The 13,831-nt window shown below is 73.7% G+C and carries 15 protein-coding genes; 3 read left to right on the forward strand and 12 right to left on the reverse strand.

The annotated features are described in order from the left end of the window. Positions 1 to 44: 44 nt before the first annotated feature. Complete coding sequence (locus ACFRQN_RS16460; RefSeq protein WP_380740963.1) at positions 45 to 776, reverse strand: MIP family channel protein; 732 nt, start codon at positions 774 to 776, stop codon at positions 45 to 47. Between the two features lie 231 nt (positions 777 to 1,007). Further along, positions 1,008 to 1,934, reverse strand: a complete 927-nt coding sequence (locus ACFRQN_RS16465) for an NADP-dependent oxidoreductase (RefSeq protein ID WP_380740964.1) — start codon at positions 1,932 to 1,934, stop codon at positions 1,008 to 1,010. Positions 1,935 to 2,083: 149 nt separating this feature from the next. Here ACFRQN_RS16465 and ACFRQN_RS16470 point away from each other — a divergent pair, with 149 nt between their 5' ends. Further along, positions 2,084 to 3,475, forward strand: a complete 1,392-nt coding sequence (locus ACFRQN_RS16470; protein WP_380740965.1) for a LuxR C-terminal-related transcriptional regulator — start codon at positions 2,084 to 2,086, stop codon at positions 3,473 to 3,475. A gap of 31 nt (positions 3,476 to 3,506) precedes the next feature. Beyond that, positions 3,507 to 3,953: a protein phosphatase gene (locus tag ACFRQN_RS16475; RefSeq protein ID WP_380740966.1), complete on the forward strand. Its 447-nt coding sequence runs from the start codon at positions 3,507 to 3,509 to the stop codon at positions 3,951 to 3,953. 139 nt (positions 3,954 to 4,092) lie between these two features. On the opposite strand, the gene ACFRQN_RS16480 is transcribed toward ACFRQN_RS16475, so the two are convergent. Beyond that, positions 4,093 to 4,989: an NmrA/HSCARG family protein gene (locus ACFRQN_RS16480; protein WP_380740967.1), complete on the reverse strand. Its 897-nt coding sequence runs from the start codon at positions 4,987 to 4,989 to the stop codon at positions 4,093 to 4,095. A 68-nt stretch (positions 4,990 to 5,057) separates the two neighbouring features. Here ACFRQN_RS16480 and ACFRQN_RS16485 point away from each other — a divergent pair, with 68 nt between their 5' ends. Continuing rightward, positions 5,058 to 5,555, forward strand: a complete 498-nt coding sequence (locus ACFRQN_RS16485; RefSeq protein WP_380740968.1) for a MarR family winged helix-turn-helix transcriptional regulator — start codon at positions 5,058 to 5,060, stop codon at positions 5,553 to 5,555. 10 nt (positions 5,556 to 5,565) lie between these two features. Here the strand turns inward: ACFRQN_RS16485 and ACFRQN_RS16490 are convergent, their stop codons facing one another. The 9 genes from ACFRQN_RS16490 to ACFRQN_RS16530 form a co-directional block, all read right to left on the reverse strand. Then, a complete protein-coding gene (locus ACFRQN_RS16490) occupies positions 5,566 to 6,807 on the reverse strand; it encodes a PQQ-binding-like beta-propeller repeat protein (RefSeq protein WP_380740969.1) in 1,242 nt (413 codons plus the stop codon). An 81-nt stretch (positions 6,808 to 6,888) separates the two neighbouring features. Next, positions 6,889 to 7,887, reverse strand: a complete 999-nt coding sequence (locus ACFRQN_RS16495) for an urease accessory protein UreD (RefSeq protein ID WP_380740970.1) — start codon at positions 7,885 to 7,887, stop codon at positions 6,889 to 6,891. Then, on the reverse strand, positions 7,884 to 8,504 hold the full coding sequence (ureG, locus tag ACFRQN_RS16500; protein WP_049651049.1) for an urease accessory protein UreG: 621 nt from the start codon (positions 8,502 to 8,504) through the stop codon (positions 7,884 to 7,886). Before ureG ends, ACFRQN_RS16495 begins: the two co-directional genes overlap by 4 nt. A gap of 52 nt (positions 8,505 to 8,556) precedes the next feature. After that, positions 8,557 to 9,291: an urease accessory protein UreF gene (locus tag ACFRQN_RS16505; protein WP_375874559.1), complete on the reverse strand. Its 735-nt coding sequence runs from the start codon at positions 9,289 to 9,291 to the stop codon at positions 8,557 to 8,559. Between the two features lie 35 nt (positions 9,292 to 9,326). Next, positions 9,327 to 11,051 carry an urease subunit alpha gene (ureC, locus tag ACFRQN_RS16510; protein ID WP_074004164.1) on the reverse strand — a complete coding sequence of 575 codons (1,725 nt, stop codon included), beginning with the start codon at positions 11,049 to 11,051 and terminating at the stop codon, positions 9,327 to 9,329. After that, on the reverse strand, positions 11,051 to 11,488 hold the full coding sequence (locus ACFRQN_RS16515) for an urease subunit beta (RefSeq protein ID WP_380740971.1): 438 nt from the start codon (positions 11,486 to 11,488) through the stop codon (positions 11,051 to 11,053). The genes ureC and ACFRQN_RS16515 overlap by 1 nt, the downstream gene beginning before the upstream one ends. Before the next feature lie 23 nt (positions 11,489 to 11,511). After that, positions 11,512 to 12,420, reverse strand: a complete 909-nt coding sequence (locus tag ACFRQN_RS16520; RefSeq protein ID WP_380740972.1) for a sirohydrochlorin chelatase — start codon at positions 12,418 to 12,420, stop codon at positions 11,512 to 11,514. Between the two features lie 3 nt (positions 12,421 to 12,423). Next, positions 12,424 to 12,729, reverse strand: a complete 306-nt coding sequence (locus tag ACFRQN_RS16525) for an urease subunit gamma (protein ID WP_117490737.1) — start codon at positions 12,727 to 12,729, stop codon at positions 12,424 to 12,426. Between the two features lie 113 nt (positions 12,730 to 12,842). Further along, positions 12,843 to 13,781: an urea transporter gene (locus tag ACFRQN_RS16530; RefSeq protein WP_380740973.1), complete on the reverse strand. Its 939-nt coding sequence runs from the start codon at positions 13,779 to 13,781 to the stop codon at positions 12,843 to 12,845. Positions 13,782 to 13,831: the final 50 nt, after the last annotated feature.

The raw sequence follows: 13,831 nt of genomic DNA on the forward strand, positions 1-13,831 counted from the left end.
CCGTCGGTACGGTCCCGGCCGCCGCGCCGGCTCGACGGCGGGTACTACACCCGCGCGTCCGTCGCCAGGGCCTCCGCCACCGGAAGGTTGGGCTGCGGGTGGGTCAGCAGGTGCACGCCCGCCGCCAGCGCGCCGCCGACCAGCGGGGCGAGCAGGAACAGCCACAGCTGCGACAGCGCGTCGCCGCCCGCGAACAGCGCCGGGCCGAGGCTGCGCGCCGGGTTGACCGAGGTGCCGGTGAGCGGGATGCCGACCAGGTGGACGACCACCAGCGCGAGGCCGATCGGCAGCCCGTCGAAGCCGACCGCGGCCAGCCGGTGGGTGACCGCCAGGACGACGTACACCAGCAGGAAGGTGAGGATGACCTCGGTCAGGAACGCGCCGCCGGCGTTGATGTGCAAATGGGAGCGCTCGCCCCAGCCGTTGGTGCCGAGCTTGCCGTGGGTCTCGAGCCCCGGTATCTGCTTCGCCAGCAGCAGGACGAGCCCCGCACCCGCGATGCCGCCGAGCAGCTGCGCCACCCAGTACGACACCGCCGTGCGCCCGTCGATCCGGCGGGCCAGCAGGAAGCCGAGCGTCACCGCCGGGTTGACGTGGCAGCCGGAGATCGGGCCGAGCGCGTACGCGAGCGCCAGCAGCACGAAGCCGAACGCGAACGCGATGCCCACCGGACCGATCGCCACCCCCGCGAGCACCGCCGCACCCACTGCCAGCAGCACCAGCAGCAGGGTCCCGAGGAACTCGCCGATCACCGCCCGCCTGTCCGTTCCACCCATGCGCCTGGTCCTCCTGACCGTCAGGGCAGGCGGTCCGGTGCCGCCCACGTCCGGCCAACCCTGGTCGACCGTTCGAGGGACCGCATGTCGGCCGGACGGCGTAGCGCCGTGTTTACGGCGCGTCCGCCTGCCGAATTACTCCGAACGGATGAAACCGTACGGAAATGGCGCAGCCAATGCAAAACGGAAGCAAAACGGGCAGACAGGGACAGGGCGGGCGCCGTGTGCCTGTCAGACCGTCAGCACGATCTTGCCGCGCAGGTGCCCGCCCTCACTGACCCGCTGCGCCTCGGCCGCCTCCGCCAGCGGGAACACCCGGTGCAGCGGCAGCCGCAGGGTGCCCGCCTCGTGCAGGGCCAGCGCGGCCGCGTAGGCGCTCGTGTAGTAGGGCTCGACACCCTCGGCGCCACCGGTGAACCGGACGCCGTGCTCCTGCGCGCCCTGGATGTCGGCGATCGTCAGCACCCGGTCCGCGCCGCCCACCAGCTCGATCGACAGCGGCAGCACCCCGCGCCCGGCCGCGTCCAGCACCCGGTCCACCCCGCCCGGGGCGGCGGCCCGCACCCGCTCGGCCAGGCCCTCGCCGTACGTCACCGGGATCGCGCCGAGCTCGCGCAGGTGGTCGTGGTTCGACTCGCTCGCGGTGCCGACCACGGTGATCCCACGGGCCCGGGCGAACTGGAGCAGCACGGTGCCCACCCCGCCGGCCGCACCGTGCACCAGCAGGGTCTCGCCGGGCCGCACGCCCAGGACGGCGAGGGCGCGCTCGGACGTCTCGGCCGCCGTCGGGATCGCGGCGGCCTCCGTCCAGCCCAGGGTGGCGGGCTTGTGGGCCAGCATCGCCGCGTCCACCAGCGCCCGCTCCGCGTAGCCGCCGCCCATCAGGGCGCCGAACACCTCGTCGCCGGGGGCGAAGCCGCGCACCTCGGCGCCGACGGCCTCCACCACGCCGGACACCTCGAAGCCCGGAACGTAGGGGAAGGAGACCGGGAAGAACCCGGCCAGCTCGCCGGTGCGCAGCTTGTGGTCCAGCGGGTTGACGCCCACCGCGCGGACCGCGACCCGCACCTGGCCGGGGCCCGGGACGGGCAGTTCGATGTCGATCGGGCGCAGCACGTCCGCGCCGCCGAACTCGGGGAAGGCGATCGCCTTGGTCATGGGAAGGTCCTTCGGTTCCAGGGGAGTTGTTGCCTCCGACGTCTTCCATCCTGCGACCGGGGCGGCGGCGGCCCAGCCAGTCCTTCGGACGGTTCGACCTGTCCGAACGGCCAGGCGGGCCCGGCGGCGCCCGAACTAGGCTGGACCGCATGGACACCACTGAGCCGCCCGGAACCGCCACGCGCACGCACACGGACGGGACGCACACGGACGGGACCTGGCGCGACCGCTGGGGCCGCCCCGAGGACGCGCTCGCACGGGCCGTCGAGGTGCTGCGCGCTCCCCGGCCGGACCTCCTGCTGCGCCTGTCCGACGTGCTCGGCACCCTCGTCCCGCACACGGCGCTCGCGCAGCTCAGCGGCGTCTGCACGTTCAACCCCTCCCACAGCTACGGCCCGCCCGAACTCACCGCCGCCATCAGCACGCTGGACCTGTCCCGGCTGGCCGAACAGGCGGCCGCGACCACCTCCGCCGGCCGCCCCTGGCAGGGCGAGGCCGAACTCGCCGGACAGTCCCGGCCGGTCGTCGTCGTCACGACCACGCCGGGCAACGACAGCGGCGCCGTCCTCGTCCTCGTCCGGGCGGGCACCGAACCGGTCGCCCCCGGGGCACTCGCCGTCCTGCAACAGCTGTGGGACCTGGTCATCGCCCACTCCGACCACCGCGCCACCGACGCCGCCCCCACCCAGACCGCCGCCTCCCGCGCCTCCGCCAACGCCCGCGCCCGCGCCATCGCCGAGTTCACCGGCACCCACAGCGCCGCGCTCACCGCGATCCTGGCCCCACTGCGCTCGACCGGCCTGGACGACGCCACCGCCCGCCGCAACGCCACCGAACTGGCCGTCACCGCCCTGCTCGACCTCCGCCAGGGCGCCGAACTCGACCGCACCCTCAGCGAGGAACCCGCCGACGCCGCCTTCGCCCGACTCGTGCGCGAACTGCGCCCACTGCTGCGGCACACCCGGGTCCACCTCGACGTCGCACCCCCGCCGGAAGCCGACCGCTCCGTCCCGGCCGACGCCGCCCACACCGCCCGCGACGCCGTCCGGGTGGCCGTCCTGCTGATGCTGGAACAGGAGAAGCCGACCCGGCTGCACGTCAGCTGGGAGCTCACCGCCGACGGCCAACTGCGCGCCGTCGTACGCGGCGACGGCCTCGGCCTGCTCACCGCCGACGCCCTCACCGTCCACCGCACCGCCGACCGCATCACCGCCCTCGGCGGACGCCACGGCGTCGAAGCCGTCCCCGGCTGGGGCACCACCGTGACCGTCGACCTCCCGCTCGCCCTGCCCGAACCCGCCCTCGCCACCGACCCCCTCGACGGCCTCCAACCGCGCGAACTCGAGGTCCTCGACCAGCTCGCGCGGGGCCGCCGCAACCGGGACATCGCGGCGGCGCTCCACATCAGCGAGTCGACGGTGAAGTTCCACGTCGCCAACATCCTCGCCAAACTCGACGTCTCCTCCCGCGGCGAAGCCGCCGCCCTGGCCCACCGTGCCGGACTGCCCCGCGGCCCGGTCGGACTGCACGCGGCATCCTGAACACCCCTCCCCCACCTGAGGAATGGCCGACATGACCGACCCCACCACCCCGGGCCCGACCACCTGGGACCCGACCACCCCCGGGCTCCTGCGCCTGCCCTCCGGCCGCCTCCTGCGCGGCCGCGGCCTCGGCAAGCCCCTGCCACCCGGCCCCCAACCCGACTTCGGCCTCTACCTGTTGGGCCGCCCGCCACACGTCGACTGGCCCAGCCGCTGGGTACGCTGGCCCGACTTCCGCCTCCCCACCGACCGCACGGACGCCACCGACGCCTTCCGCGAAGCCTGGGAACGCTCCGCCACCGAACGCGTCGAACTCGCCTGCGCCGGCGGCCGGGGCCGCACAGGCACCGCACTCGCCTGCATCGCCGTCCTGGACGGCGTCCCGGCCGCCGAGGCAGTGGCATACGTGCGGGAGCACTACAGCCGGCACGCCGTCGAAACACCGTGGCAGCGCAAGTTCGTGGAGCGGCTGGCCTAGATCGGGTGGGTAGCGTTCCAAGGATCTCGACCGCCAATCAGGTCACGGGCGGAACCGTCAACGGCGACGTGTACCAGGCTGGAACGATCAACCTGATCAAGGTCTCAGCACCCAAGGTCACTGCGGGCGCCTGAAGCCCTCAGAGGTCCCAGGTGCGGGCCGCTGCCCAGGTCTCCAGGGGCTGCCAGTCGATGGTGGGGTGTTCGGCGTGCAGGGCGGCGGTGTCGATGGTGAGGCCGGGGTCCTGGAGGTAGCGGAACATCGTGGCGAGGTCCTCGGAGTGGGCCGCCACGACCGAGAGCGGCACCTGTTCGAAGCGGATGGGGCGGCCGCTGGCGGCGCTGATCGCGGCGGCGATCTGCTCGCCGGTGCGCCACTGGGAGGCGATGTCGATGCGGCGGCCCGCGTAGGCGTCAGGCCTGGCCAGGACGTGGGCGGCGAAGGTGCCGATGGTGTCGGCGGCGATCACGGGGAGTGGGACGCCGGGGGGCATGGGGAGGTGGAAGACGCCGTCGCGGAGGGACTGGAGGGTCCAGTCGTTGGCGTAGTTCTCCATGAAGGCGGCCGGGCCGAGGACGGTCCAGGGCAGGCCGAGGCCGGCCAGGTGCTGTTCGATGCGGTGCTTGCTGTCGAAGTGCGGGATGCCGGTGGAGCGGTCGGCGTTCGTGGCCGAGGTGAAGACGACGTGCCGGACGCTTCCGACTGCCCGGGCGGCGTCCAGCAGGGCGGTGGCCTGGCGGACTTCGACACCGAGGTCGGTGCCGAACGGGGTGGACATCGCGAAGAGTGCGCCGGTGCCGTCGAGGGCGGTGGCGAGCGAGGCCGGGTCGTCGAAGTCGGCGCGGGCCGGTTCGGCGCCGAGTGCGGCGAGTTGGGTGGCGGCGGGCGAGCCGGGGTTCCGGGTGAGGGCGCGGACGGGGCGGCCGGCGCGGAGGAGGGCGCGGGCGGTGGCGCCGCCCTGGGCGCCGGTGGCGCCGGTGACGGCGACGGGGAGGAGGCGGGCACGGGGGGCTGCGGACTCAGTTATCTGCGTCATGCAGACAACATAGAGAAAGATCTCTGCGTGGCACAAGCAATTATCGGGCAGCCGGTTACCCTTCCCCCATGACGACGACCCGCGACGAACTGATGGCCCGGCTGTGGCCGGTCTCGCGCCGCTACCTGGCCTCGTACGTGCTGTTCAATCAGGCCGTCGCCGACCACCTGGGCATGCACCCGACCGACGTCCAGTGCCTCAACCTGCTCACCCTGGAGGACGGGCCGGTCACCACCGGCCGAATCGCCGAACTCACCGGGCTGACCAGCGGCTCGGCCACCCGGCTGGTCGACCGGCTGGAGAAGGCCGGGATGGTCGCCCGGCAGCGGGACCAGGCCGACCGCCGCCGGGTGCTGGTCGCCGTCCTCCCCGAGGCGCTGGAGCGCTTCGGAGAGGTGTGGCGCGAGCTGTCCACCGACTGGGCGGCCGTCTTCGCCGAGGACAGCGAAGCCGAACTCGCCTTCCTCCTGCGGCACATGAACCGCACCGTCGAGCTCAGTCACCGCCAGGTCGCCCGCCTGGCGGCCATGGAATCGGGCGAGCTGGGCGGGACGGGCCGCTCCTGAACCCGCCCGGTCAGGCCTCCGGCGGCGCCGGCAGGGCGCCCAGCGCGAGAACGCCGCCCGGGCCGCCCCGGTAGACGGTCCCACCGGCGGCGGCCAGCGAGATCCGGCCGACCTCCTCCGAATCGTCCTGCCAGCGCATCCCGCCCGTCGACGGGTCGAACGCCCACAGCCGGCCGTCCCCCGACCAGGCGTAGACGCCGTCCTCGGTGGCGACCATGGCCGGGGTCCCGCCCTTCCGACCGGCGAAGGTGTTGGCCTTCCAGACCCAGTCACCGGTCGTCGCGTCCAACCCGAACAGACGGTCCCCGCCGCCCATGTAGACGGTCCGACCGGCGGCCGACAGGGGGCAGCTCAGCTCCCCGTGCTGGACGGACGCCCAGAGCTGCGCGCCGGTCGCCGGGTCCAGTGCGCCGACGATCGTGGAGGCCATCGTCTCCGGGGGCGAGGAGACCAGCAGGGCGTCCCGGTGGACGGTCAGTGGGCCGCTGACGACGAGGTCGCGCTCCCAGAGGCGCTCGCCGGTGCGGGCGTCCAGCGCCAGGAGCCCCCTCGGCCTCCCCGCCGCGTACACGGTGCCGCCGCCGAGGGCCAGAGCGGCCGAGGCGCCCGCCGGGCCGGTCCAGCGCGGCTCGCCGGTGGCCAGGTCGTAGCAGCGCACCGAGCTTCCGTACACCGCGAACACGCTGCCGCCGCCGACGGCGGGGCCTTGCCGCCACCCGCCCTCGGACCAGTCGGGCAGGGCGGCCTCCCAGCGCTGCTCCCCCGACGCCGCGTCCAGGACCCGCAGACGGGTGTCGGTGGCCACGCACACCACGCCGTCCCCGGCGGCCGGCGGCCAGCCGCCCGGGGCAGCGGCGGCGTCGGGTGTGCTGACCGTACGGCTCCAGCGGACCTCACCGGTACGCGGGTCGAGGGCGCGCACGCAGCCGTCGAAGCCGGAGGCGTAGAGGCCCTGTCGGCGGTCGGCGGACAGCACGAGCCGCCCGCTCGCGGCGGTCGTCCGCCAGAGTCGCGGGCCGTGGGAGCTCTTTCGGCGGGCCCACTCGTTGACGCCGGCGGCGGCCGCGAGGGCGCCCAGGGCGGCGGCGCCCGTCAGCAGCCGCCGGCGGTTGACCAGGCGCCGGGCCGGTGGCGTCGGAACACCGTCCGGCGCGGCTTCCCGCACGTCCTCCGGTACCGCATCGGGCGCCACGTCCGGCGCCGTCTCGCGCGCCTCGTCCGGCACGGCGTCCCGTCTCGCATCGTCGTTCACGCCAGACAGGACCGCGCACCCGGCCCCGGGGTTGCGCCGGATCCGGAAGAAGATCACGACCGGCGGCGCCGGCCGACGGCCCTACGTCTTCCGCAGCTCCGGCGCCGGCACCCCGATCAGCAGCCGCCGGACCGCGTCCCAGGCCGCGCGCAGGGCGGCGGCGCAGGCCCGGGTGTCGGAGCCGAGCAGTCGCAGCCAGGCACCGCTGTCCTGCGGCAGCACGCTGACCCCGTAGAGCAGTTCGCCGTACTCCTGGCCGCAGCCGGCCACCGCCTCGTGCAGGACGTCCGCGATCCGGGCCGCCGGGGCGAGCGGGCTGAGGACGTACAGGCTGGACATCACGTCGTGCCCGGCCAGCACCGCCGGCCCGGTGACCCCGACACCCCTGCCACCCCCTCCGCCTCCGCCTCCACCCGGCGAGGGCTCCAGCCGCACGGTGTCCAGTGCCACCAATTCACCACCTGGGCGCCGCACTTCGAGGTCCGAGGCGAACACCCGGTAGGCGTTGCGCTCGCCCCGGGCGAGGCGGCCGGCCAGGACGGTCTCGCCGGCCAGCACGGTCGCGTCCGGGTCGACGGTGAGGACGGTCCGCTGGTAGAGGCGCGAGTCGACGAAGGGGATCACCGGCTCGGGCAGGTACTCGACGTAGGCGCGCGGCCCGGCCGTCAGGTTGACCAGTTGCGTCGCGTAGTCGTGCTCCATCCGGTAGACCTTGGTGGCGGCCTGGGTGGTCAGGTGGACCGCCGTGTCGGCGCCGCAGTGCAGGTCGGTGCGGAGCCGGTCGGCCTGGAGGATGCCGCCGCCGGTGGACATCAGGAAGGTGACCGCGAGGTCGGGGCGGGCCGGGTCGAAGTAGAGCGGGCGCATGATCTGCAGCGGCGACTTCTGGTAGTGGCCGGTGAGTTCGGTGCGTCCGCCGACCCGTTCGAAGGCCAGCTCCAGCAGCCCGACCTTGCCGGGACGTCCGACCGCGAGGGTGTCGGGCGTCCCGGCGTGGCGGCGGACCTCGTACGGGACGCGGGCCGGCTCGTAGTGCCGGGGGTCGAGCCGGGGCACCGCCGCAGCCGGGGAGGCTGTCACGCCGGGACCTTGCGGAAGGTCTCCAGGAAGGTCGCGATCTCCTCCAGCCCCTCCCCCGTTAGGCAGTTGGTGAGCACCACCGGTCCGCCCTCGCGCACCCGGTGGGCGTCGGACTCCATCACCCCGAGGTCGGCGCGGACGTACTGGGCGATGTCGATCTTGTTGATGACCAGCAGGTCCGACTCGGTGATGCCCGGGCCGCGCTTGCGGGGCATCTTCTCGCCCTCGGCGGTGTCGAGGACGAAGAGGAAGAGGTCGACCAGCACCGGGCTGAAGGTCAGCGTGAGGTTGTCGCCGCCGGACTCGTACAGCAGGGTGTCGACGTCCGGGAAGCGTTCCAGCATCTCGGCGCCGGCCGCGAGGTTCATCGTCGGGTCGTCCCGTACGGCGGTGTGCGGGCAGGCGCCGGTCTCCACGCCGACGACCCGCTCGGGGTCCAGCATCCCGGCCAGGGTGCGCCGCACGTGCTGGGCGTCCTCCTGGGTGTAGATGTCGTTGGTGATGACCGCCGGGCGGTGGCCGCGGGCGATCAGCACCGGGACGAGCGCCTCGATCAGCGCCGTCTTGCCGGATCCCACCGGTCCGCCGATGCCCACGCGGAGCACGTTCTCGGTCAACTCTCCTCCTTCTGTCGGTCGTTCTTCTGTGGCGCACGTTCGCATCGGGCGGTCAGCTCATGAACAGCCGGGCCTCCGCCCGCTCGTGCCGCCCGGACATGGCGTCCGCGACCGGCACGCAGCCGCCGAGGTCCGCCAAGTCCCGTTCCAGGGCGGCGGATACGACCTCCCGGATCACCGGGGAGGCCGCCCGCAGCACCACCTGCGCCTTGCGGTGGTCGGTCAGCCGGAGCCTCAGCGCCGCGCCGACGAAGCTGGTGCAGAACGCGAACAGGTCGCTGGTGACGGCCTGTTGGACCGGGACGCCGGCCGAGGCGTACGCCACCCCGGCCGCCACCGCCTGGCAGCCGGGGGCCCGCTTCTCCGCGACCAGCGCGGCGTACCGCTCCAGCGGCTCGCCGCCCACCGACTCCCGGGCGATGTCCAGGAGTTGGCGACCGGTCCGGGTGGCGGCCAGGCGCAGCTCGCGGTTGAGCCTGGTGGCGTGCAGCCGCTGGTCGGTCTCGGCGAGCAGCTCCCAGTCGCCCGCCGTGGCCGCCCGGTGGGCCAGGACCAGGGCCGTGGCGTCGGACGGCCCGACGCCGTGCCGCAGCAGGTCGGCGAGCAGCCCGGGCAGGGTGTCCGGGGTGACGGCCTTGGCCTGGGCGTAGCCCTCCAGCCCGTGCGAGAGGGTGTAGAAGCCGCTGGGGAAGGCCGAGTCGGTCAACTGGAGGCAGACCAGCAGGGCGTCCAGGCCGTCCAGGGCGTCCGGATCCCCCAGGCCGTCCACAGCGTCCAGGCCGCCCATGGCATCCAGGCCCGGCCGCGTCTCGGTGACGGGGCTCACGCGAGGTAGAACAGGTGGTTGAGCGGCAGCTCGCGGGCCGGTTCGATGGTGGCGGGCTCGCCGTCCAGGGTGACCTTGTACGTCTCCGGGTCGACCGCGATCTTCGGCAGCGCGTCGTTGCGCACCATGTGCTGCTTGCCGACCGTACGGCAGCGTCGCACCGGCAGCACCCGGCTCTCCAGGCCGAGTTGGGCCGGAACCCCGAGGTCGACGGCGGCCTGCGACATGAAGGACACCCGGGTGGCCTGCTTCGCCCGCCCGTACTGGCCGAACATCGGGCGGTAGTAGACCGGTTGGGGGGTGGGCAGCGAGGCGTTCGGGTCGCCCATCAGCGCCCAGTTGATCACGCCGCCCTTGATGACCATCTTCGGCTTGGCGGCGAAGGAGTTGATCGGCCAGAGCACGATGTCGGCGAGCTTGCCGGGCTCCAGCGAGCCGATGTGGTCGGCGGTGCCGGAGGCGACGGCGGGGTTGATGGTGAGCTTGGCGAGGTAGCGCAGGACGCGGGCGTTGTCGTTGCGCTCGCTGTCGCCGGCCAGCTTGCCGCGCTGGTCCTTGCAGTGGTGGGCGGTCTGGAAGGCGCGGGTGAAGGACTCGCCGATCCGGCCCATCGCCTGCGAGTCGGAGGAGAAGATCGAGATGACGCCCTCGTCGTGCAGCACGGTCTCGGCGGCGATGGTCTCGGCGCGGACCCGGGAGTCGGCGAAGGAGACGTCCTCGGGGATGTTGTGGCTGAGGTGGTGGCAGACCATCACCATGTCCAGCAGCTCGTCCACCGAGTTGACGGTGTAGGGCAGCGTCGGGTTGGTGGAGGACGGCAGCACGTTGGGCTCGCCGGCGATCCGCATGATGTCGGGGGCGTGGCCGCCGCCCGCGCCCTCGGTGTGGAAGGTGTGGATGGTGCGGCCGTCGATCGCGGACAGGGTGTCCTCGAAGTAGCCGGACTCGTTGAGGGTGTCGGTGTGGATGGCCACCTGCACGTCGTACTCGTCGGCGACGCTCAGCGCGCTGTCGATCGCGGCCGGAGTGCTGCCCCAGTCCTCGTGCACCTTGAGGCCGCACACGCCCGCCTCGACCTGCTCGCGCAGCGCGCCGGGCAGCGAGCCGTTGCCCTTGCCCAGCAGGCCGACGTTGACCGGCAGGTCCTCGACGGCCTGGTACATCCGGTGGATGTTCCACGGGCCGGGGGTGCAGGTGGTGCCGTTGGTGCCGTCGGACGGGCCGGTGCCGCCGCCGATCAGGGTGGTGATGCCGTTGCTCAGCGCCTCCTGCACCTGCTGCGGGGCGATGAAGTGGATGTGGGTGTCGATGCCGCCGGCGGTGGCGATCAGGTGCTCGCCGGAGATCACCTCGGTGCCGGGGCCGATCACCAGCCGCGGGTGCACGCCGCTCTGGGTGTGCGGGTTGCCCGCCTTGCCGACCGCGACGATGAGGCCGTCCTTGACGCCGATGTCGCCCTTGACCACGCCGAGCACCGCGTCCATGACGACCACGTTGGTGATGACCAGGTCGAGGGCGCCCTGGAGGGAGGTCGCGGCCGGGTCCTGGGCCATCCCGTCGCGGATGCCCTTGCCGCCGCCGTAGACGGCCTCGTCGCCGTAGTGGCCCTGGTTGAAGTCCTGTTCGACCTCGACCAGGAGGTTGGTGTCGGCGAGGTGGAAGCGGTCGCCGACGGTGGGGCCGAAGAGGTCGGTGTACTGCCTGCGGGAGAGGATGGCCATCAGCGGTCGCCTTCCGGGTGGGTCTCCGTGTGGAAGTCCCGGGGCCGGTCTTCCTTGTGGTCGAGGTTGGTGCCCTTGAAGCCGAGGGCGATGGCCCGGTCGACGGCGCGGGCGCGGGTGGCGGGGGCGGTGATGCCGCCGTCCACAAGGTTGGCGAAGCCGACCAGGCGGCGGTGGCCGCCGAACTCGGCGAGCGTGACGTCCTTGGTGTCGCCCGGCTCGAACCGGACGGCGGTGCCGGCCGGGATGTCCAGGTGTTTGCCGAAGGCGGCGTTGCGGTCGAAGTCGAGGGCGCGGTTGGCCTCGAAGAAGTGGTAGTGGGATCCGACCTGGATCGCCCGGTCACCGGTGTTGCTGACCGTGACGGTGGCCTTGGCGCGGCCGGCGTTGATCTCCACCGGGTCGTCGCCGTACAGGTACACGGCGCCACCAGACATGGCTGGCCTTCCTCTCTGCCGGGTCAGTGGGGGGTGTGTGCGGGTTCGTGGGTATGGCTGGGGTGGTGCGGGTGGGGAGCATCGCCGTGCTGGTGCCCGCCCGACGCATGGTTGTGCTGGTGCCCGCCCGGCGCGTGGCCGTGCTGATGCCCGCCCGGCCCGTGGCTGTGACCGTGGCCCTGCTCCCCCGGCCCGTGGCTGTGCGCGTAGCCGTGCCCGTGCTCGGCGTCGAGGCCGGCCAGGATGCCGTCCTCCCCGTGCCCGAGCAGGTGCAGCGCCGCCGCCGTCCGGGCCGCGACCACCCCGGCGACGGCGGAGGGCCGCAGCAGCGGGCCGCCGTCCCGTACGCCGGGCAGCGCGGTGCGCAGGGCCGGCCCGAAGGAGGCCGGAACGGCCGTCACCTCGCGGGCGCCGAGCAGCCGGCAGCGTTCGGCGCCCTCGGCCGGGTCCGGGTCGCCGCCGTCGAAGGCGACTTCGACCCACCGGTGCCGCCCGTACTGGCGGGCGAGGCGGGCGATCCGGAACAGTTCGGCGTCCTCGAAGGGGCCGGCCGCCGGGGCGGTGACCAGCACCGCGCCGTCGGGGGCGGGGCCGGCGGCGGCGCGCAGCCAGCCGATCAGGTGGTCGGCGGCGCCGAAGGGCGCGGTCAGGGCGAGCCGTCCGCGGCCCTCCCCGGCGGCCAGCCAGCGCAGCGCCCGGGCGGTGTCGGCGACGAGCTTCGGGTCGCGGCCGAGCGTCATCGGTACGACGCACACCGGCCCGTCGCCCGCCGCGGCGAGCGCGGACCGGACGGCCTCGGTGAGCGGACGACCCGCGGGGGCCGCGGCGTGCACGGTGGACTCGCGGGCCGCCAGCGCCGCGAGGTCCCGGCCGCCGTCGCTCTCGTGGCCGCCGGCCAGCACCACGGTGGCGGCGGCATGGGACCGGGTCATCACTCAGGCACCCACCGGGTCGTGGCAGGAGACCAGCTTGGTCCCGTCCACGAACGCCGCCTCGACCTGGAGCAGCGGGAGCATCTCGCGCACGCCCGGCATGACGTCCTCGCCGCCGACGACCTGCTTGCCGATCTCCATGCACTCGGCGACGGTGCGGCCGTCCCGGGCGCCCTCCATGATCGCCTCGCTGATCAGCGCGCAGGCCTCGCTGTAGTTCAGCTTGACGCCGCGGTCCCGGCGTTTGCGGGCCAGATCGGCGACGACGTAGATGTACAGCTTGTCGATCTCACGCGGCGAGAGATTCACGGGTATCACTCTTCCTTTCCGAGAATCCGATGGAATGCAGAAAGATGCTCAAGGGGCTTCGGTGAGCCCGGGGTTCTCGACATCAGATGAATTCGGCTGCGCCGGACGCGGAATCAAGTCCGGCGCAGGCGCGGGACGGCCGGCACCGCCGCCAGGAACAGCAGTGTGGTCAGGACGAACGGCCAGGTGAAGGCGTGACCGCCGAAGGGCGCGGAGGCCGCGCCGAGCGCCGGCGTGAGCACGGTCGCGCCGGCCGCACCGACCAGGGCGTACGCCGCGCTCCAGGCGTCGGGCGCCAGGAATACCCCGCACAGCGCGAGGGCGACCAGGACGCCGCTGTACCCGAGCAGGCCCCGCCCGACCGCCTCGCCGGGGGCACCGAACACCCAGGCCGTGAGCAGTCCGGTGGCGCTCCCCGCGCAGGCCATCAGGCCCGCGAGCCGGCTCGCCGCGAACAGCCCGGCCAGGAACAGCAGTCCGACGTACCACTGCGGCATGAAGAAGATCTGACCGATGTTCGCGAAGAAGCCGTGCCAGAGCTGGTCCCAGCTCAGCCCGGTCGGCCCGGCGGCCGGGACCGGCAGCGCGGCGGGTGCGCCCGCGCCCTGCCACAGCCGCCGGAAGCCGGGGGCGGCCGCCGTGACGGCCGTCGCGACCAGGCAGAACGGCGCGGTCAGCGCGGGCAGCCGCCAGGTGGCGAGCAGCGCCCCGAGCCCCGCCGTGACCACCACGGCGACGGCGGACCCGAGGGCCGCCACCGCGACCGTCGCCGGGTGCCCGGCACCCAGGAAGACGGCGCAACTCAGCGCCACCAGGCAGCCGTTGTACCCGTGCAGCCCCGCCCCGACGGTCTCCCGGTCGAGCCCGAGTCCGTACGCGACGGCGGTGGAGACGGCGCTGCCGAGCAGTCCGTAGAGGCCGTACCGCCAGTCGGCGGCGAACAGTGCGGCCACGAAGAAGAGTCCGCAGACGACGGACGGCATGAAATCGACCTGCGCGACGCCGCGCAGGACCTCCGCGACCACCCTGGCGGATATCGGACGAGTCGCCACCGAGGCGCTCTCCCCACCCTGTTGCAAACCCATGCTGCGCACCAATTTTC

The organism is Kitasatospora sp. NPDC056800 (genome assembly GCF_042789775.1).
GTDB lineage: Bacteria > Actinomycetota > Actinomycetes > Streptomycetales > Streptomycetaceae > Kitasatospora.

Bases quoted from the DNA above. Each gene is read 5' to 3' on its own strand.
- ACFRQN_RS16460 (WP_380740963.1), bottom strand. From the start codon at position 776: ATGGGTGGAACGGACAGGCGGGCGGTGATCGGCGAGTTCCTCGGGACC.
- ACFRQN_RS16465 (WP_380740964.1), bottom strand. From the start codon at position 1,934: ATGACCAAGGCGATCGCCTTCCCCGAGTTCGGCGGCGCGGACGTGCTG.
- ACFRQN_RS16470 (WP_380740965.1), top strand. From the start codon at position 2,084: ATGGACACCACTGAGCCGCCCGGAACCGCCACGCGCACGCACACGGAC.
- ACFRQN_RS16475 (WP_380740966.1), top strand. From the start codon at position 3,507: ATGACCGACCCCACCACCCCGGGCCCGACCACCTGGGACCCGACCACC.
- ACFRQN_RS16480 (WP_380740967.1), bottom strand. From the start codon at position 4,989: ATGACGCAGATAACTGAGTCCGCAGCCCCCCGTGCCCGCCTCCTCCCC.
- ACFRQN_RS16485 (WP_380740968.1), top strand. From the start codon at position 5,058: ATGACGACGACCCGCGACGAACTGATGGCCCGGCTGTGGCCGGTCTCG.
- ACFRQN_RS16505 (WP_375874559.1), bottom strand. From the start codon at position 9,291: ATGGGCGGCCTGGACGCTGTGGACGGCCTGGGGGATCCGGACGCCCTG.
- ureC (WP_074004164.1), bottom strand. From the start codon at position 11,051: ATGGCCATCCTCTCCCGCAGGCAGTACACCGACCTCTTCGGCCCCACC.
- ACFRQN_RS16515 (WP_380740971.1), bottom strand. From the start codon at position 11,488: ATGTCTGGTGGCGCCGTGTACCTGTACGGCGACGACCCGGTGGAGATC.
- ACFRQN_RS16520 (WP_380740972.1), bottom strand. From the start codon at position 12,420: ATGACCCGGTCCCATGCCGCCGCCACCGTGGTGCTGGCCGGCGGCCAC.